The sequence below is a fragment of the Mesorhizobium sp. LSJC285A00 genome, assembly GCF_000503155.1.
Taxonomy (GTDB): Bacteria; Pseudomonadota; Alphaproteobacteria; order Rhizobiales; family Rhizobiaceae; genus Mesorhizobium.
This window is the reverse complement of sequence record NZ_AYVK01000008.1, coordinates 1-16,113: the sequence shown is the minus strand read 5'-3', so window position 1 is coordinate 16,113 and position 16,113 is coordinate 1. Positions and strand designations below refer to the sequence as shown.

Sequence of the window (16,113 nt, the reverse complement as noted above, 5' to 3'; positions counted from 1 at the left end):
CCGTTACAATACGATGTCGGTCCAGAGCTCGGACGGATCCGGCTCTGCGTCGTGCTGGGCAAATTCGGCGGCGTCGGCGACGATGTCGCGGACTTCCTTGTCGATGTTCTTGAGTTCGTCCTCGGTCGCCCACTTCTTGGCCGTCAGCCGCACCTTGACCTGCTCGATCGGATCATGATCCGAGCGCATCTTCTGCACTTCTTCCTTGGAGCGGTATTTTGCCGGATCCGACATCGAGTGACCGCGATAGCGATAGGTCTGCATCTCGAGGATGATCGGACCGTTGCCGGCACGGCACCATTCGGTCGCCTGATCGCCGGCGGATTTGACCGCACGCACATCCATGCCGTCGACCTGAATGCCGGGAATCTTGAACGAGGCGCCGCGATGCGAAAAATTGGTTTCGGCCGACGAGCGCGACACCGAAGTGCCCATGGCGTAGCGGTTGTTCTCGATGATGTAGATCACCGGCAGCTTCCACAGCGAGGCCATGTTGAAGCTTTCATAGACCTGACCCTGGTTGGCTGCGCCATCGCCGAAATAGGTCAGCGACACATTGTTGTTGTCGCGGTAGCGGTTGGCGAAGGCGAGACCGGTGCCGAGCGAGACCTGCGCGCCGACAATGCCGTGGCCGCCGTAAAAATGCTTCTCCTTGGAGAACATGTGCATGGAGCCGCCCTTGCCCCTCGACAGGCCACCACGGCGTCCGGTCAGCTCTGCCATGACGCCCCGCGGTGAGAGTTCCATCGCCAGCATGTGGCCATGGTCGCGATAGGCGGTGATCATCTGGTCGCCGTTGATCAGCGACATCTTCATGCCGGTGACGACCGCTTCCTGGCCGATATAGAGGTGGCAGAAGCCGCCGATAAAGCCCATGCCGTAGAGCTGGCCGGCCTTTTCCTCGAAGCGGCGGATAAGCAGCATGTGCCGGTAGGCGGCAAGCTCCTCGTCCTTGGTGAAGTCGGCCGGCTTGGGGGCGGAAAGCCCCGTTGATTTGGCGGATGTCGATTTAACGGATTTGGCAGGCGCTTTTTTGGCGGCGGTGGCCATGCATCACTCCCTGTTGGCGTCTCTTTGCGGACACTAAAGCAGACCATGTCTGCTCCGGGGAGGATCAGCTCCTCCCCACCGATTGGAAGGAAGCTAACATGCGAGACCGCGTTTCGCCATGCAGAAAAACGCATGGCTGGCATGCATCTAAATGCCTAGAATCATTGGAAATAAAAACGATTAACCGAAATTAGGTTATTTCAAATTGGCCGGCAGCATGATGGTGATTTCATCGGGCTGGGACAGATTGAGCGCCCGGCGTGCCTGCTCGTCGAGCATATCCTTTTCAAGCGTACCCTCATGCATCAGCTGGACGCGCCGCTCCAGATCGACCCGGCGCGCCTTGATGGCATCGTACTTGGCCTGCAATTCGATGGTCTGCGCTTCGAGCTGATATTTGGAATTGATGCCGAACTCGCCATGATAGGCATGGAAGCCGAAATAGGCCAGGAACGCCACGCAAAGCGACGGGATGATCAGCCGGCCGGTGTTTCTCTGCTTGTGCTGGCGTGTCCACATGGTCGCAATCCTCTGACCTGTCTATCTCGCCCGATTGTGCTTAATGGACGGTTACGGACAGGTGCATTAGCCAGCGCCCGCAACGAAAAAGGGCGGGAAAATCCCGCCCTTCGTCGTTTTCGCCAGTTCAGCAGAATTTAAGCTTTGATTACCGACTTGCCGGCGTAGCGCGCCTGCTTGCCGAGCTCTTCCTCGATGCGGATCAGCTGGTTGTACTTGGCCATGCGATCCGAGCGCGACAGCGAACCGGTCTTGATCTGCCCGCAATTGGTGGCGACGGCGAGGTCGGCGATGGTCGAATCCTCGGTTTCGCCCGAACGGTGCGACATGACGGCTGTGTAGCCTGCCTTGTGCGCGGTCTCGACAGCGTCGAGCGTTTCGGTGAGCGAGCCGATCTGGTTGACCTTGACCAGGATCGAATTGGCGACACCCATGCGGATGCCGTCGCGCAGCCGCGCCGTGTTGGTGACGAAGAGGTCGTCGCCAACCAGCTGCGTCTTGTTGCCGATCAAATCGGTCAGGTACTTCCAACCCTCCCAGTCGTCCTCGGCCAGGCCGTCCTCGATCGAGATGATCGGATAGTCGGCGGCGAGCTTGGCCAGGTACTTGGCCTGCGCCTTGGGATCGCGGGTCTTCTTCTCGCCCTCATAGACGTAATTGCCGTCCTTGAAGAATTCGGTCGCCGCACAGTCGAGACCGAGCGCGATCTCCTCGCCCGGCTTGAAGCCGGCCTTCTCGATCGATTCCATGATGAAATCGAGCGCCACCGGCGCACTCTTCAGATTGGGCGCGAAGCCGCCTTCGTCGCCGACATTGGTGTTGTGGCCGGCATCCTTCAGCTTCTTGCGCAGCGTGTGGAAGATTTCGGAGCCCCAGCGCACGCCTTCGCGCAGCGTCGGCGCGCCGACCGGCAGGATCATGAATTCCTGGAAATCGATCGGATTGTCGGCATGCGCGCCGCCGTTGATGATGTTCATCATGGGCACCGGCAGCAAATGCGCCTTGGTGCCGCCGACATAGCGGTAGAGCGGCAGGCCGGCGGCTTCCGCCGCGGCCTTGGCGACCGCCAGCGAGACGCCGAGGATGGCGTTGGCGCCGAGCCGGCTCTTGTTGGGCGTGCCGTCGAGCTCGATCATGGTCTGGTCGATGTGGATCTGGTTTTCGGCTTCCAAGCCGCCGATCGCCTCGAACAGCTCGCCATTGACGGCCTCGACCGCCTTGAGCACGCCCTTGCCGAGATAGCGGGCGCCACCGTCGCGCAGTTCGACGGCCTCATGCGCGCCGGTCGACGCGCCCGACGGCACCGCGGCGCGGCCCATCGAGCCGTCTTCGAGGACGACGTCGACCTCGACGGTCGGATTTCCACGGCTGTCCAGGATTTCACGCCCGACAATGTCGATGATGGCGGTCATTGCGATGTCCCCGATTGATCGATTGAAAGCGTCGCGCCCCTCTTAGCCAAAGTGCCGCAAAAGGCAATCAGGAATGGCATGAAATAATGGTGACGGTCGCCCCATGCGCTCAGGCCGTGGGGCATGGGCGACGCCATCTGAACGCAAACAGCCCGCCCTGACGTCATATGTCTGGCGCCGCATGGGGCGGCTGCCCATCCCCTTTCATCGCGGCAATGCCTTACCACGAAATACCAGGCGGCGCACAAACTCCAGCCGATGCTTCAAAAGAGGCTACCGCCAACGTGACAAACTTCACAATGCAGAGAATTCGAAGATGTTAGGGTCACATCTACAACGCGAACTATTTGGCGACCACAGTGAAATGAACAAGCTTGAACTCTTTGGGGAGGCGGCAATGGCAGCGATTTCAGGCACTGGCTGGGAACTTCTTATTAGCCGCAAAGTCGAGCATATGAGGGGCACCAGACGCAGGACAGTTGGTACCTATAAAGTCTTTCACAACGGCACGGCAGTAACGGGTCTATCGGGGTTCGTGTGTGAATCTCGCGGCCCAGGCGATAATTCCAAAGAAGACAATGGCAGGCGCATCGAGCCCGGCACCTATCCGCTGGCGACGCAGGCCGGAGGCAAATATGTGACCATCGGCTACACTGGCGGCAAGACGCCACCCAAACCTGGACTCGAACTGCTGAAGACCAACAAGCGCACCGAAATCCTGATCCATCCGGGCGTCAATTTCCTGTCCAGCGTCGGATGCATCAACCCGACGAAGAAGGTGAGCGGTCCTCTTTCCGACATGGATTTCACGGAGAGCCGGACACGCGTAATCGCCCTCATCGACGATTTGAAAACCTTTGCCGGCGGTGGCTTCCCGAAAAACAACGGCAAGCGAATTCCCAATGCTTCGGTGGTCGTCGAAGGCGAACCGGTGCTGTCGACCGAGAGTGTCGAGAGCGTGCTCGAAGCCGTTGCGGGCGATCCGAACAAGGGTTTGCCAGCAGCGGTCTTCCAGAAATTCGCGCCGAGACCGGCAAGCGGTTCCAAGCGAACAATCTATGACGGTTACATCGGCGCCTTTACCTCCGACAAAGGCCTCAAGACACTTGGCGATCATGGGGTGTGCAACAACTATGATCGGCTGATGCATTTCTTCGCTCAAGCGGCGATGGAAACCGGTGGCTTCACCCTCATTCGCGAATCCCTGACCTACACGACCGTGGCGGCAATCCGGAACGCATGGAGGTCGCGAGCCGCGGGCAAGACCGATCAGTGGATCGAGGACAACCTGCTGCGCAAGCCGCAAGCCCTGGGCGACTGGGCCTATGGCGGCCGCATGGGCAATGTGAAAGGAACGTTGGACGGCTTCAATTTCCGCGGCGGCGGCACGTTCCAGACCACCGGGCGCGACGCGTACACGGCCAAGGGCAAGCTCGCCAAGGTTGACCTCGCCAATCATCCTGAACTGATCGAGGATCCGCAGACTTCGCTGCTCGCAGCTTGCGCCGAATGGAAAGGGTCAGGCTGCAATGCCTTTGCCGATGCCGGCCTGATCAAAAAGATCTCGCGCGCGATCAACGTCGGCAACGCCAATTCCGCCACGCAGGCCAATGGCGAAGCGGATCGGATCGCCTGGCACGAAAAGGTTTTCAAGGCGGTGAAGAATGCCGGACTCCTCGGCTGAGCATGCCTCGGATCACGTTCGACAACACCACGTCATCATAATTCAGAGATAACAATCTCTGTGTCGACTAGGATGGTGATGCGCGGGGCGAAACAGGAGGAGTTTCGCCATGTCCGAGTTGAGCGGTATCGTGAGTTTGTTCCTGATCGCGGCGGCGTTCCTGACGTCCTGCGATACGCAGCAGCCGCCAAGGGCGGCGACGCAGCTGTCCACGTTTCATGCGGCAGAATAATTTAGAAACTGTCGGGTTGCACTGAAAAGGCCCCCGTTTCGGAATTCGGGGGCCTTTTCACGTCAGGCGTCAGCGCAGCTGATCAATGCCAATACGGCGTGACCTTGTAGTAATCATAGGAAGCATCACGCGCGGCCTCGCCATCGGCGCCGGCCAGTTCATTGATCGAATAGGCGGGTGCTGCCTTCAGCTGCTCCTTCGAGAACGGCACGACATAGCCGCCCTTGTCCTCGTCATAGTCGAGGCTCGCCCACGGAATGGCGTGATACTTCTCGCCAATGCCGAGAAATCCACCGAACCCGATAACCGCGAACATGATGCCGTTCGACGTCTTGTCGAGCATGATGTCCTCGATGCTGCCGATGCTCGTGCCTTCGGTGTTGTAGACCGACGTGCCGATGACGCGCGAAGCGGCGATGGCTTCGGTGTGGCCTGTCTGGGTGGTCATGGCTGCTGCTCCTCATGTCGTTGATCGATACTTTGACAATGAGGGGCGCGGGCGAAAGTTCCCGTTTTTTCGAGCGGCGGGCGGTTACTCCGCGAGGATGAACGTCACCTTCATGTTGACGCGATAGGCCGCGATCCTGCCGTCCTCGACGACGATCTTCTGGTCCTGGATCCAGGCGCCTTCCACGTTCTTCAGGGTCTTTGAGGCGCGCTCAATCCCCTTCTCGATGGCGTCCTGAAAGCTCTTTTTCGACGACGACGTGATTTCGGTGACGCGGGCGACGGACATGGCTTCCTCCTGCCAAGACGCTCATTTGCAGCAGCGAGCCTACAGCCGGCTTATGCCTTCCACAAGCAGGGCAGCGCGCGCGCCATCGCCGAATCCATCAGCCTCGGTTCAGGTCAGCAGCATTCTTGGCGATGCGGTCGAATGCCATCAGTCTTTCGAGCAGCGCCGGCATGTCCTTCAGCGGCAGCATGTTGGGCCCGTCGGAGGAGGTCGAATTGTCGGGATCCTGGTGGGTCTCTATGAACACGCCGGCGACGCCGACGGCAACGGCAGCCCGCGCCAGCGTCTCGACAAAGCGGCGCTCGCCACCGGAGGAACCGCCCTGCCCGCCCGGCTGCTGCACCGAATGGGTGGCGTCGAAAATCACCGGCGCGCCGATCTCGGCCATCACGGGCAAAGCCCGCATGTCCGACACCAGCGTGTTGTAGCCGAAGGAAGCGCCGCGCTCGGTGGTCAGCACATTGGGGTTGCCGGAGCCGGTGATCTTGGCCACCACGTTCTTCATGTCCCAGGGCGCCAGGAACTGCCCCTTCTTGACGTTGATCACCTTGCCGGTCTTGGCCGCGGCGACCAGCATGTCGGTCTGGCGCGACAGGAAGGCCGGAATCTGCAGCACATCGACATGGTGCGCTACGATCGCGCACTGCTCCTCGGTGTGGACATCGGTCAGAATGGGAAGCGAAAACGCCTTGCGCAACTCGTCGAACACCGGAAGCGCCGCGTCCATGCCGGCGCCGCGCGTTGCCGACAGCGAGGTGCGGTTGGCCTTGTCGTAGCTGGTCTTGTAGACGAGGCCGATGCCGAGCTTGCCGGTCAGTTCCTTCAGCGCGCCGGCCATGTCGAAAGCGTGCTGGCGCGATTCGAACTGGCACGGGCCGGCGATCAACGCCAAGGGCCCGCTATTGTCGAAGACGACGTTGCCGACGGTTACCGACGAATTCGGCGCCAGCGAATTGGGCCCTTGCGGCTTGCTCATGGGGTCTCCCGGAAGATGAAAGCCGCGCCCTGTCCGGATGCCGGCTGCACGACGATTTCGTTGCCCGCTATATCGTGCCCGACGGCGTTGTCTGCAAGCAGCCTCGCGACAGCGCCGACACTGCGGGCCGAAAAGACGATCGCGGCGAAGCGAAGGTCCGTCGGCGCGCCAGCCGACATGCCGAAGCGCTCAGCGAAAGCCGCGGGCTTGAGAACGCTCAAACGCGCGTTCGCCAGGTCGAACGCCGTGCTGCTCCTCTGCCTCGAACCCGTCGCTGTCTCGATCAGGTGGCGCTTTTCGGATGGCACGCCGCTGACCGCGACGATTTCGGCAATGCCGGTCACGCCGTTGGCATGGGCCTGCAGTGCCGTACGGTCGATTTGAGGGGCGTTGATCCGCTCGCAAGCGAACAGAAAGGCGTCCATCGTCTCGGCGCCGGCGGCGAAAGCCAGTTTGAACGAGGCCATGTCGCTCTTTCCGGCCGTGTCGGTGAAGGCGCGGGAAAAGCTCAGTACATCTCCCGCCGACAGGCCGGCTTTGATAAAGCGCGCATGGTCCGCATCGGCATCGTCGGTGGCCAGCACCACGGCGGAAAAGCCCTCATCGCCCAGCCTGGCGCGATAGAGCCGGTCGCGCGCGACAAAGACATTGCCACCGGCAAATGCCTCGTCTGCAGCCTGTTCATTCCCGACCGCCAGCGGTTCGAGGTAGGTGCCGTCGGCGAAGAAGACGCAGCAATTTTCGGTGCCGAAAGGGTGGATGCCGGTTGGTGCGACGATGAAGCCAAGCCATGTCAGCCGCGCCCGCGCCACGGCGAGGCTCGCCGTCGGCAACACAAGATGGTCAAGCGGATGGATCGTGCTGGTCATGCCGGCGCGGTGTGCATCATTCCGGAAATCGGTTCAAGGCCTCTTGCCAGCCCGATCAGGCCATCGCCACGACATCGGCCGAATAGCGCAATTCGCGCAATGGTTTGACCCGACTGGTCGTCTCGGCATAGAGCGGGTGCGCCTTGTAGGCGGCAAGCGCGGCATCATCCTCGAACTCGGCATAGACGACCACGTCGATCGCATCCGACAGCGGATCGACCTTGGTGTTGAGCGTCACCTCGAAGAGGCTTGAATGCGGGATCTTGCCCANTCCCTACACGACGCTCTTCCGATCTCCTTGGTGTTGAGCGTCACCTCGAAGAGGCTTGAATGCGGGATCTTGCCCAGCGCGAGCAAGCCCGTGCGCACGGCCTCGACATCGTCCTTGCGCCGCGCGCTGAAGAAAACGATATGCCGGATCACACCTGCCTCCACGTTCGATTTGCGGCATGTTTTGTGTGAGCGGGACCGTCGCGTCAACCGCCACGATGTCGCGCCCGGCAATGCCGGCAGGCGACTTTGCAGAGGCGCAAAAGCTAGGCTTTGCCGGTGACGTAGCGCACGACGCGCGACATTTCCCTGACCGTCGTGTCGAGATAGCGGCCCTGATTATAGAGGCCATCCCAGATCAGGAAAAAGGCGATGGCGGTGATGACGATGACGTAACGCATGGCTGAAACTAACGTATGTGGCTGTTCCTAACCATAGCGATTTCACCGGCGGTCGCTCGCCCTCACCGATTCTGGCCCCAGGCACGCCACCTGGGCCAGTGCCGGGCACGGCTTGCCTCTTGAAGTTCCGGTCGATGCGGTGGAAGATTGTGGCGAAAATTTAAGCAGGCTACGGCGTTCGCGCCTGGCGAATGAAAGTGGAGGATGTGGAGGCCGGCAGATCTTGCGCCGCCCCCGCGGAAGTCCAGGGGGGTGTGAGATGGCTGTCAGGGAATACAAAGGCATCGGCGACGCCATCAGGCTGGACGAACTCAATTTCGCCGAGATCGTCAAGGGCCTGCCGGCCAAGGCGCGCATGGTGCTGTCGGCGGCGATGAAATTGCCGCGCGGTTCGCTGAAGGTGAGGATGCCGGATGGCCGGGCGGTGCTTGTCGGCGGCAACGGACCCGGGCCGGATGCCGAGCTGGTGTTGAAGAACTGGCGCCTGCCCGGCCGTGCCTTTTCCGGCGGCACCATCGGCGTTGCCGAATCCTACATGGACGGCGACTGGGAAAGCCCTGATGTAACCAGCTTCCTCGAACTGTTCGTCGTCAACTCGGCCGTTGGGGAACGCATTGCCGGCGGCGCCAACTGGCTCATCAACACGGTCCAGCGCATCCGCCACTGGTTCAACGAAAACACCCGCACCGGCTCGAAGCGCAACATCTCGGCGCATTACGATCTCGGCAACGCCTTCTACAAGCAATGGCTCGATCCCAGCATGACCTATTCGTCGGCGCTCTATGCGACCGGCGCCAACGACCTGGAAAGCGCTCAGGCCGCCAAATACCGCGCGCTGGCCAAGGATACCGGCATCGGCAAGAAGGACCATGTGCTCGAGATCGGCTGCGGCTGGGGCGGTTTTGCCGAATTTGCCGCGCGCGAGATCGGCTGCCGCGTCACCGGCCTGACCATCAGCCGCGAACAGCACGATTTCGCCAAGGCGCGCATCCAGAAGGCGGGACTGTCTGACAAGGTCGACATCAAGCTGCAGGATTACCGAGACGAAACGGGCACTTACGACCGCATCGCCTCGATCGAGATGTTCGAGGCGGTCGGCGAAAAATATTGGCCGGTATTTTTCGGCAAGATGAAGGCGTGCTTGAGGCCCGGCGGCACCGCCGGCCTGCAGATCATCACCATCAACGAGGCCGCCTACGACACCTATCGGGCGAGGCCGGATTTCATCCAGCGCTATGTCTTCCCAGGCGGCATGCTGCCGACGCCGTCGATCCTGAAGACGCTGGGCAGCGACCATGGCCTTGCCCATCTGCGCGAGCGCGTCTTTCCGGACGACTATGCCCGCACGCTTGCCGAATGGCGCAACCGCTTCTGGGCGTCGTGGGAAAAGATCGTCCCGCTCGGCTTCGACGACCGCTTCAAGAAGCTTTGGGAATTTTATCTCCACTATTGCGAAGCCGGCTTTAGAGCCAGCTACATCGACGTGCGCCAAGTGGTCTACAAAGCCTGATCCGAAGCGTGATTGAGCGGGCGTATGCCCGCTCGTTTTCCCTGTTAGCTGCACGTTGCCTCAAAGCAGGATGCGATACTTCGCAAACCCGGATTCGCCCTCGCCGGCCGGCTCGATCTTGAGCGATTTCACTCCCGATATAAAATCCTTCGCTTTGGGGCCGGTCTCGAACACGACGCTGGTGCCGGGCAGCGGCGTGAACGACCAATTGTCGTCGGCCGAGGGATTGATCGTGCCTTCGCTGACGACGTAGCGCACGATCACGTCGCGGTTGGTGTCCGGCGCCTCGTAGATGATCTTCGAGGCATTGATGTCGGGGAAATTGCCGCCACCGCCGGCGCGGTAATTGTTGGTGGCGACGACGAATTTCGCTGCCGGATCAATAGGCTTGCCGTCGAAGCTGAGGCCGACGATGCGGTTCGAGCCGGCATTGGCGACGCCACCCTTGGCATCGTATTTCGGCAGCTGCGACAGGTCTATTCCGTAGCTGACGCCATCGATCACATCGAAATTGTAGGACGGGAATTCGGTGTCGATGAGCGCCTGGTCGGCCTTGCCCGGCTCGATCTTCCTGAAAATGCCGGCCGACATTTCCAGCCATTCCTTCACTTGCGCGCCGGTGATTTCGACGGCGCGCACCGTGTTCGGATAGAGATAGAGGTCGGCGACGTTCTTGATGGCGATGTCGCCCACCGGCACGTCGGTATAGTAGTCGGCGCCGTTGCGCCCGCCGGCCTTGAAGGGTGCTGCCGCCGACAGCAGCGGCACATCCTTCCACTGCGTGCTCTTCAATATGTCCTTGAGGTACCAGCTCTGCGCCTGGTTGACGATCTGCACCGACGGATCGTCGGCGACCAGCGCGAAATAGGAATAGAGCGGCGCCGAGGTCTTGCCGACCGGTCGGCGGACATAGGCAAGTGTCGCCTCATGGTCCGCCTTCAGCGCATCGACGACGCGCTGGTCGTCCGCCACCGTCGGCTTGTTTGCCTTGTCGACGCGCTGGTAGATCGGCCTTGCCTCCGATGTGGCCGAGGCTACGCGCCATTTCGATCCGTCCCGTTCCAGAAGCAGATCGATCAGTCCCATGTGCGAGCCCCAGAAACCGCCCATCACGGCGGGCTTGCCCTGCAGCGTGCCTTTCTCGGTGTCGACGCCTTCGAGCGCCTGAAAATCCTTCTTGCCGGGGAAGACGAGATGCTGATGGCCGGTGAACACCGCATCGATGCCTTCGACGCCGGCGACGAAGAAGGAGGCGTTCTCCATGCCGTCGCCCTGCTTGATATCGATGCCGGAATGCGAGAGCGCGATGACGATGTCGGCGCCCTCCTCCTTGATCTGCGGCACCCATGCCCTGGCCGCCTCGACGATGTCGCGCGTCCTGACATTGCCTTCCAGGTTCTTCAGGTCCCAGACCATGATCTGCGGCGGCACAAAGCCGATGATGCCGATCTTGATCGGCTGCTCGGCGCCCGACCCGTCCTTGATCTTCTTGTCGAGGATGACATAGGGCTTGAGGTAGAGCTTGTCGTCGCGCGGTTTGGCGGCAAGCTCGGTGCCGCGGATCAGATTGGCGCAGACGAAGGGGAAATTGGCTCCGGCCAGCACCTTGTCGAGGAACGACAGGCCGTAATTGAACTCGTGATTGCCGAGCGTCGAGCATTCATAGCCCAGCAGGTTCATGCCCTTCATGATCGGATGCAGATCGCCTTCCTTGAGGCCCTTCTCATAGGCGATGTAATCGCCCATCGGATTGCCCTGCAAAAGATCGCCATTGTCGATCAGCATCGCATTGGTGGCTTCCTTGCGCACCGCCGCGATCAGTGAGGCCGTCCGTGACAGGCCCATCGTGTCGTTGGCTTTGTCGGCGTAGTAGTCGTAAGGCAGCACATTCACATGGATGTCGGTGGTCTCCATGATCCTCAGATGCGCCTGATTGGCCTGCGCGCGGGCGGAAAACGGATGGAGCATGATCAGCGCCCCGCTGGCGGCCGTACCGGCAAGAAAACTACGGCGGGAGACGGGGTAATTGAGATGCGGCATTGGTTTTCCTTCCCAGCGACGTGACAAGATCCCAGCCCCGGGCGGAAGCTTCGCGCCGAAAACCGGCCATGTCCATCGGGAAGTCAGTCGATCAGCAAAAGGTGACGGCTGGATGAATATCCTTGGCCGCGGTTGAGAACCTCAGCCCTTGTCATCGTCGCCCTGGGTGATCAGCCGCGCGCTGCGCTGGCCGGTGAAATAGATCCATAGCCAGCTAAGCGACACCGAGAGCCGGTTGCGGAAACCGATCAGGAAGTAGATATGCGCCACGCCCCACAGCCACCAGGCAAGCCATCCCGTGAGCTTGATCGAGCCGAAATCGATCGCGGCTGCCCACTTGCCGATCGTCGCCAGGTCGCCGGCATGTTTGTAGCGGAAAGGCCGCGGCGCGCCATCGCCGGCCAGCCGCGCCCTGATCGTCGCGGCGACATGCTTGCCCTCCTGCTTGGCCGAGGGCGCCACGCCGGGCACCGGTTTGCCGTCCGGCCGCAAGACATGCGCGGTGTCGCCGATGACGAAGATTTCAGGACTGTTCGGCACGGTCAGATCGGGCTCGACCATTACCCTGCCCGCCCGGTCCACCGGCGCGCCCAGCCACTCTCCCGCGGGTGAAGCCGCCACGCCGGCGGCCCACAGGATGGTTCGCGCCGGCAGATGCGTATCGCCAAAGACGACGCCTTCGGCATCGAGGCGCGTGACGGCGCGGCCAAGCTCGACCGTGACGCCCCGCCGCTCCAGCGCCTTGCGCGCATAGTCGGACAGCTTTGGCGCGAAATTGGCTAGGATCCTGTCTCCGGCCTCGACCAGCACCACACGCGCCTCACGCGTGTCGATGTTGCGGAATTCGCCGCGCAGCGTTTCATGCGCGAGTTCGACAATGGTGCCGGCAAGCTCCACGCCGGTCGGGCCGCCGCCGACGATGACCAGTGTCAGCAGTGCCTGGCGCTTGGCCGGATCGGTCTCGCGCTCGGCCTGCTCGAAGGCGAGCAGGATGCGCCGCCGAATGGTGGTTGCGTCTTCAAGCGTCTTCAGCCCGGGCGCGAAAGGCTCCCATTCGTCGTGGCCGAAATAAGCATGACGCGCGCCGGTGGCGAGCACCAGCGTGTCGTAGGGAACAGAACTGCCGTCCTCAAGCAGCACGCGTTTGCCTGGACGGTCGACGCCGGTGACGTTGCCGAGCAGGGTCGTCACGTCCTCGCGCTTGCGCAGCAGATGACGGATCGGCCAGGCAACTTCCGAGGTCGCCAGCGAGGTGGTCGCCACCTGGTAAAGCAGCGGCTGGAAAAGGTGATGGTTGCGCTTGTCGATCATGGTGATGCGCACGGGTGCGCCGGCCAGCGCCCGGGTGAGTTCGAGACCGCCGAACCCTGCGCCGACGACAACGACATGATGGCTGGTTTCACTCATCGCATTCACCCCTGTTTGTCTCTCTTTATCTAGTGATTTTTGTGCACCGCAACAATGTCGCGGCGCGCTAGACTGCCGCGCGTAAGGCTGCCCAGGACTCGTCGCCGGATGTCGCGAATGCCTATGTCGGCAAGCCTGGACGGGTATAGCCTTGCAGGGGCTGGAACCACGGGAGTGAAGCATGGCCAACGACGATGACAAAGATCGCAAAGGGCGGGCGCAATATTCTTCGCCGCCTTGCTTCATGCACGAACTCGATCCGGAATTTCGCGCGCCATTGACCGACTGGACCGATGTGCGCCGTTGGCGCAAGGCCGAGCGCGAGCGTCTGATCGCGGCACGGTTGGCGGTTTCCGCCGATGCGCGGGTGGCGATGTCGCGGGCTATCGCCGAAGGGCTCGACGCGACCATCGGCGACATTGCCGGCCGCATGGTCAGCCTCTATTGGCCGTTTCGCGGCGAGCCGGACCTGCGGCCGTGGATGGCGTCGATCAACGAACGCGGCGGCCGCACGGCGCTGCCCATCGTGATCGAGAAGGGCCAGCCGCTGATCTTCCGCGCTTATGTGCCTGGCGACCGGCTGGAAAAAGGCGTCTGGAACATCCCTATCCCCGCCGAAGGCGACCCGGTGCTGCCCGACATCGTCATCTCGCCGATCGTCGGCATCGACCCGCGAAACTACCGCCTGGGCTATGGCGGCGGCTTCTTCGACCGCACGCTGGCTGCCATGCCGTTCAAGCCATTGGTCATCGGCGTCGGCTACGAACTGCAGCGCATCCCCACCATCTACCCGCAGCCGCACGACATCCCGATGGACCAACTGGTGACCGAGGTATTAAAAGCCTAGCGTGATGAGATTCAGAGACCCTCCGTGTGATCGCACATATTCATAAATATCACGCTTAGAAAAGATCGCCGTTGGTGTCATTCCCAGGCAACTGAGGAATATCCGCCTTACCGGCATCTTTATACTCGGCCAACAAACGAATGCGGCGATACACACTGAACAAAATTTTCAGCAAGACAAGCGGATCTCCGGTGCGCGCGTGTAGCGCACCTGCAGACGGAAGCTCAATCAATCGGGCCATGTCATTGGCATTGTCGGCGATTATCTTCACCTCTTCAGCGGCTTTTCTAGTATCCACTTTATTTGATTTTACGCACAATTCCGTGCACTCCGCTACTCAGTTCCTAAGCCTCTCCGCTTCTTCTCCATCGCCGCGCGATCAACAATCGCGCAAGGCAAAGGACGAACTGATCTTCATCACGTGCGGCATAACAGACAGCCACTTCTTGTGGATGCGTTGATAGCCCACGAGGTGCTTCGCCGCGATGCGCAGGATGTAGTCGTATTCACCCGACATCAGGTGGCAGGACAGCACATTTGGGCAGCACTTTATCGCCGCATCGAGGCCGGTTGACCGCCGTGTAGCAACACAAATGTTACGTGACAAAAATCCGACGTGGTCGATAAATACTCTTTAAGGGAACCATGCTGCAGCGAACCGCTTCGACATGCGCTTCGGGCGGATCCAACAGTGTCGAGCCGCTCTTGAATTGGCTGCTTCGCAACGGGTGGCGAGATGATCGGACGAACCATAGCAATTACCCTCGCAATTGCGTTTTCCCTTTCGCCTTTGCATGCGCAACCACGGCATCGTTTGCCGAGCGGCTACAAATGGGGCCGCTGCCTGCTTGTTGTTGGCGGTCAGACCCGCATATCCGGAAGGTGCTCTTATCAAATCGAGCAGGGCGGCGATTTCAATATCCAGGGACCGAAGCAAGTTTTTGCAGGGATCGACTATCCTGATCCGCATAGTGGCGCTGGTGAAATGTCTAAAGATTACTGGGCGGATGTCTACAAGGACGGTGATGTCTGGGCGGGCTATGCAAACTCCGACATTCGCGCCACCCACGGGTGATGAACGCTGGGAAGAACTTCGCCGCGAAGGCGCATGCTATATCGGGAAGGACGTCCGAGTATGTTTGTGGCGTTAAGCCAGTTCCGGCTTCATTCCCATGGCGGTCCGATCGACGATCTCGCGCAGGGCAAAGGATGAGTTGATCTTGGTCACATGCGGCATCGCCGACAGCCACTCCTTGTGGATGCGCTCATAGTCGACCAGATCCTTGGCGGCGATGCGCAGGATATAGTCGTATTCGCCCGACATCAGGTGGCACGACAGCACATTCGGGCAGCGCTTGATCGCCGCCTCGAAATCCGACAGCGTCTTTTCGAACTGTCCCGACAGCGATATGTGCACGATCGCCGTCATCTGGTGACCGAGCGCTGCATTCGAAAGCCGGGCGTGATAGCCGCGGATGGTGCCGGATTTCTCCAGATTGTCGAGCCGGCGCGAACAGGCCGACTGCGACAGGCCGACCCTTTCGGCGAGCGCCGCATTGGGTATGCGGCCATCCTTCTGCAGTGCCTCGAGAATGGCGATATCGATCCTGTCGAGCGGCATTTCTCGTGATTCCTGCGAAATTTCCTTGATTTCGCGCAACGATTATCGAAACGCGTGACCCCGCGCAAGCGCATTCGCAAACACCTGCGCAACGATTTGTGGTTCACTCGGTTGATACAGGGAACGAGCCCGAAGGGCCGGATCAGGAGAAGACTATGCGCGTCGGTTGCCCCAAGGAAATCAAGAACCACGAATACCGCGTCGGCCTGACGCCGGGCTCCGTCCGCGAATATGTCGCGCATGGTCATGAAGTGCTGGTCGAAAGCGGCGCCGGCGCCGGCATCGGCGCCGATGACAATGCCTACCGCGCCGCCGGCGCCACCATCGCCAGGACCGCCGCCGACGTGTTCGCCAAGTCCGACATGATCGTCAAGGTCAAGGAGCCGCAGCCCAACGAATGGGCGCAGCTGCGCGACGGCCAGATCCTCTACACCTATCTGCACCTGGCCCCGGATCCGGAGCAGACCAAGGGCCTGCTCGCGTCCGGCGTCACCGCAATCGCCTATGAGACCGTAACCGACGACCGCGGCGGCCTGCCG

General features: G+C 61.0%; 17 protein-coding genes and 4 pseudogenes. 6 read left to right on the top strand and 15 right to left on the bottom strand.

Annotated elements, in window-relative coordinates; translation table 11 throughout:
- Positions 1-3: 3 nt before the first annotated feature.
- The 3 genes from pdhA to eno all read right to left on the bottom strand — a co-directional run bounded on the left by pdhA (position 4) and on the right by eno (position 2,981).
- A complete protein-coding gene (gene pdhA / locus X726_RS159555; protein WP_023668914.1) occupies positions 4-1,050 on the bottom strand; it encodes a pyruvate dehydrogenase (acetyl-transferring) E1 component subunit alpha in 1,047 nt (348 codons plus the stop codon).
- 195 nt (positions 1,051-1,245) lie between these two features.
- Complete coding sequence (locus tag X726_RS159560; protein ID WP_023668913.1) at positions 1,246-1,569, bottom strand: septum formation initiator family protein; 324 nt, start codon at positions 1,567-1,569, stop codon at positions 1,246-1,248.
- Between the two features lie 137 nt (positions 1,570-1,706).
- Complete coding sequence (gene eno, locus X726_RS159565) at positions 1,707-2,981, bottom strand: phosphopyruvate hydratase (protein ID WP_023668912.1); 1,275 nt, start codon at positions 2,979-2,981, stop codon at positions 1,707-1,709.
- Positions 2,982-3,084: 103 nt separating this feature from the next.
- Between eno and X726_RS1000000171040 the strand changes: the two genes are divergently transcribed.
- Together X726_RS1000000171040 and X726_RS1000000172220 are read left to right on the top strand one after the other, a co-directional pair.
- A complete protein-coding gene (locus tag X726_RS1000000171040) occupies positions 3,085-4,665 on the top strand; it encodes a hypothetical protein (RefSeq protein ID WP_198037291.1) in 1,581 nt (526 codons plus the stop codon).
- A 109-nt stretch (positions 4,666-4,774) separates the two neighbouring features.
- Positions 4,775-4,897 (top strand): hypothetical protein, encoded by a 123-nt coding sequence (locus tag X726_RS1000000172220; protein ID WP_023668910.1) that lies wholly within the window; start codon positions 4,775-4,777, stop codon positions 4,895-4,897.
- A gap of 82 nt (positions 4,898-4,979) precedes the next feature.
- On the opposite strand, the gene X726_RS159570 is transcribed toward X726_RS1000000172220, so the two are convergent.
- The 7 genes and pseudogenes from X726_RS159570 to X726_RS1000000172215 all read right to left on the bottom strand — a co-directional run bounded on the left by X726_RS159570 (position 4,980) and on the right by X726_RS1000000172215 (position 8,149).
- Entirely contained in the window at positions 4,980-5,345 is a 366-nt protein-coding gene (locus X726_RS159570) for a PRC-barrel domain-containing protein (RefSeq protein ID WP_023668909.1), read from the bottom strand.
- An 84-nt stretch (positions 5,346-5,429) separates the two neighbouring features.
- A complete protein-coding gene (locus X726_RS159575) occupies positions 5,430-5,633 on the bottom strand; it encodes a dodecin family protein (RefSeq protein WP_023668908.1) in 204 nt (67 codons plus the stop codon).
- A 97-nt stretch (positions 5,634-5,730) separates the two neighbouring features.
- Positions 5,731-6,609 carry a 3-deoxy-8-phosphooctulonate synthase gene (gene kdsA, locus X726_RS159580; protein WP_031198152.1) on the bottom strand — a complete coding sequence of 293 codons (879 nt, stop codon included), beginning with the start codon at positions 6,607-6,609 and terminating at the stop codon, positions 5,731-5,733.
- Complete coding sequence (locus X726_RS159585) at positions 6,606-7,478, bottom strand: VOC family protein (RefSeq protein ID WP_023668906.1); 873 nt, start codon at positions 7,476-7,478, stop codon at positions 6,606-6,608. The genes kdsA and X726_RS159585 overlap by 4 nt, the downstream gene beginning before the upstream one ends.
- Positions 7,479-7,533: 55 nt before the next feature.
- Positions 7,534-7,740: pseudogene (locus X726_RS1000000171525) on the bottom strand (Dabb family protein); the annotation flags it as partial.
- Positions 7,741-7,775: 35 nt separating this feature from the next.
- Positions 7,776-7,901: pseudogene (locus X726_RS1000000171520) on the bottom strand (Dabb family protein); the annotation flags it as partial.
- Positions 7,902-8,014: 113 nt separating this feature from the next.
- Positions 8,015-8,149 (bottom strand): hypothetical protein, encoded by a 135-nt coding sequence (locus X726_RS1000000172215; RefSeq protein WP_023668905.1) that lies wholly within the window; start codon positions 8,147-8,149, stop codon positions 8,015-8,017.
- 259 nt (positions 8,150-8,408) lie between these two features.
- Here X726_RS1000000172215 and X726_RS159590 point away from each other — a divergent pair, with 259 nt between their 5' ends.
- Positions 8,409-9,659 (top strand): cyclopropane-fatty-acyl-phospholipid synthase family protein, encoded by a 1,251-nt coding sequence (locus X726_RS159590; RefSeq protein WP_023668904.1) that lies wholly within the window; start codon positions 8,409-8,411, stop codon positions 9,657-9,659.
- A gap of 60 nt (positions 9,660-9,719) precedes the next feature.
- On the opposite strand, the gene X726_RS159595 is transcribed toward X726_RS159590, so the two are convergent.
- Positions 9,720-11,699 (bottom strand): bifunctional 2',3'-cyclic-nucleotide 2'-phosphodiesterase/3'-nucleotidase, encoded by a 1,980-nt coding sequence (locus X726_RS159595; protein WP_023668903.1) that lies wholly within the window; start codon positions 11,697-11,699, stop codon positions 9,720-9,722.
- A gap of 141 nt (positions 11,700-11,840) precedes the next feature.
- Entirely contained in the window at positions 11,841-13,106 is a 1,266-nt protein-coding gene (locus tag X726_RS159600; RefSeq protein ID WP_023668902.1) for an NAD(P)/FAD-dependent oxidoreductase, read from the bottom strand.
- Positions 13,107-13,287: 181 nt separating this feature from the next.
- Between X726_RS159600 and X726_RS159605 the strand changes: the two genes are divergently transcribed.
- Positions 13,288-13,953 (top strand): 5-formyltetrahydrofolate cyclo-ligase, encoded by a 666-nt coding sequence (locus X726_RS159605; protein ID WP_023668901.1) that lies wholly within the window; start codon positions 13,288-13,290, stop codon positions 13,951-13,953.
- A 55-nt stretch (positions 13,954-14,008) separates the two neighbouring features.
- Here the strand turns inward: X726_RS159605 and X726_RS159610 are convergent, their stop codons facing one another.
- A complete protein-coding gene (locus tag X726_RS159610; RefSeq protein WP_155923997.1) occupies positions 14,009-14,272 on the bottom strand; it encodes a hypothetical protein in 264 nt (87 codons plus the stop codon).
- Between the two features lie 60 nt (positions 14,273-14,332).
- Positions 14,333-14,515: pseudogene (locus X726_RS01000000166740) on the bottom strand (Lrp/AsnC ligand binding domain-containing protein); the annotation flags it as partial.
- A 174-nt stretch (positions 14,516-14,689) separates the two neighbouring features.
- Here X726_RS01000000166740 and X726_RS1000000170390 point away from each other — a divergent pair.
- The gene (locus X726_RS1000000170390) at positions 14,690-15,028 is read left to right on the top strand and encodes a hypothetical protein (protein ID WP_156940620.1); all 339 of its coding nucleotides are present in this window, start codon (positions 14,690-14,692) and stop codon (positions 15,026-15,028) included.
- Between the two features lie 72 nt (positions 15,029-15,100).
- On the opposite strand, the gene X726_RS159615 is transcribed toward X726_RS1000000170390, so the two are convergent.
- Positions 15,101-15,574, bottom strand: coding sequence for an Lrp/AsnC family transcriptional regulator (locus tag X726_RS159615; RefSeq protein WP_023668897.1), 474 nt, complete (start codon positions 15,572-15,574; stop codon positions 15,101-15,103).
- Between the two features lie 155 nt (positions 15,575-15,729).
- Here X726_RS159615 and X726_RS159620 point away from each other — a divergent pair.
- Positions 15,730-16,113: pseudogene (locus X726_RS159620) on the top strand (alanine dehydrogenase); the annotation flags it as partial.

What these genes read in the sequence shown, in the direction of transcription:
- X726_RS159570 (WP_023668909.1), bottom strand. Translation starts at nt 5,345, where the DNA reads ATGACCACCCAGACAGGCCACACCGAAGCCATCGCCGCTTCGCGCGTC.
- X726_RS159560 (WP_023668913.1), bottom strand. Translation starts at nt 1,569, where the DNA reads ATGTGGACACGCCAGCACAAGCAGAGAAACACCGGCCGGCTGATCATC.
- X726_RS159615 (WP_023668897.1), bottom strand. Translation starts at nt 15,574, where the DNA reads ATGCCGCTCGACAGGATCGATATCGCCATTCTCGAGGCACTGCAGAAG.
- X726_RS1000000171040 (WP_198037291.1), top strand. Translation starts at nt 3,085, where the DNA reads ATGCGCTCAGGCCGTGGGGCATGGGCGACGCCATCTGAACGCAAACAG.
- eno (WP_023668912.1), bottom strand. Translation starts at nt 2,981, where the DNA reads ATGACCGCCATCATCGACATTGTCGGGCGTGAAATCCTGGACAGCCGT.
- X726_RS1000000172220 (WP_023668910.1), top strand. Translation starts at nt 4,775, where the DNA reads ATGTCCGAGTTGAGCGGTATCGTGAGTTTGTTCCTGATCGCGGCGGCG.
- X726_RS159590 (WP_023668904.1), top strand. Translation starts at nt 8,409, where the DNA reads ATGGCTGTCAGGGAATACAAAGGCATCGGCGACGCCATCAGGCTGGAC.
- X726_RS159585 (WP_023668906.1), bottom strand. Translation starts at nt 7,478, where the DNA reads ATGACCAGCACGATCCATCCGCTTGACCATCTTGTGTTGCCGACGGCG.
- X726_RS159595 (WP_023668903.1), bottom strand. Translation starts at nt 11,699, where the DNA reads ATGCCGCATCTCAATTACCCCGTCTCCCGCCGTAGTTTTCTTGCCGGT.
- X726_RS1000000170390 (WP_156940620.1), top strand. Translation starts at nt 14,690, where the DNA reads ATGATCGGACGAACCATAGCAATTACCCTCGCAATTGCGTTTTCCCTT.
- X726_RS159575 (WP_023668908.1), bottom strand. Translation starts at nt 5,633, where the DNA reads ATGTCCGTCGCCCGCGTCACCGAAATCACGTCGTCGTCGAAAAAGAGC.
- X726_RS1000000172215 (WP_023668905.1), bottom strand. Translation starts at nt 8,149, where the DNA reads ATGCGTTACGTCATCGTCATCACCGCCATCGCCTTTTTCCTGATCTGG.
- X726_RS159600 (WP_023668902.1), bottom strand. Translation starts at nt 13,106, where the DNA reads ATGAGTGAAACCAGCCATCATGTCGTTGTCGTCGGCGCAGGGTTCGGC.
- kdsA (WP_031198152.1), bottom strand. Translation starts at nt 6,609, where the DNA reads ATGAGCAAGCCGCAAGGGCCCAATTCGCTGGCGCCGAATTCGTCGGTA.
- X726_RS159605 (WP_023668901.1), top strand. Translation starts at nt 13,288, where the DNA reads ATGGCCAACGACGATGACAAAGATCGCAAAGGGCGGGCGCAATATTCT.
- pdhA (WP_023668914.1), bottom strand. Translation starts at nt 1,050, where the DNA reads ATGGCCACCGCCGCCAAAAAAGCGCCTGCCAAATCCGTTAAATCGACA.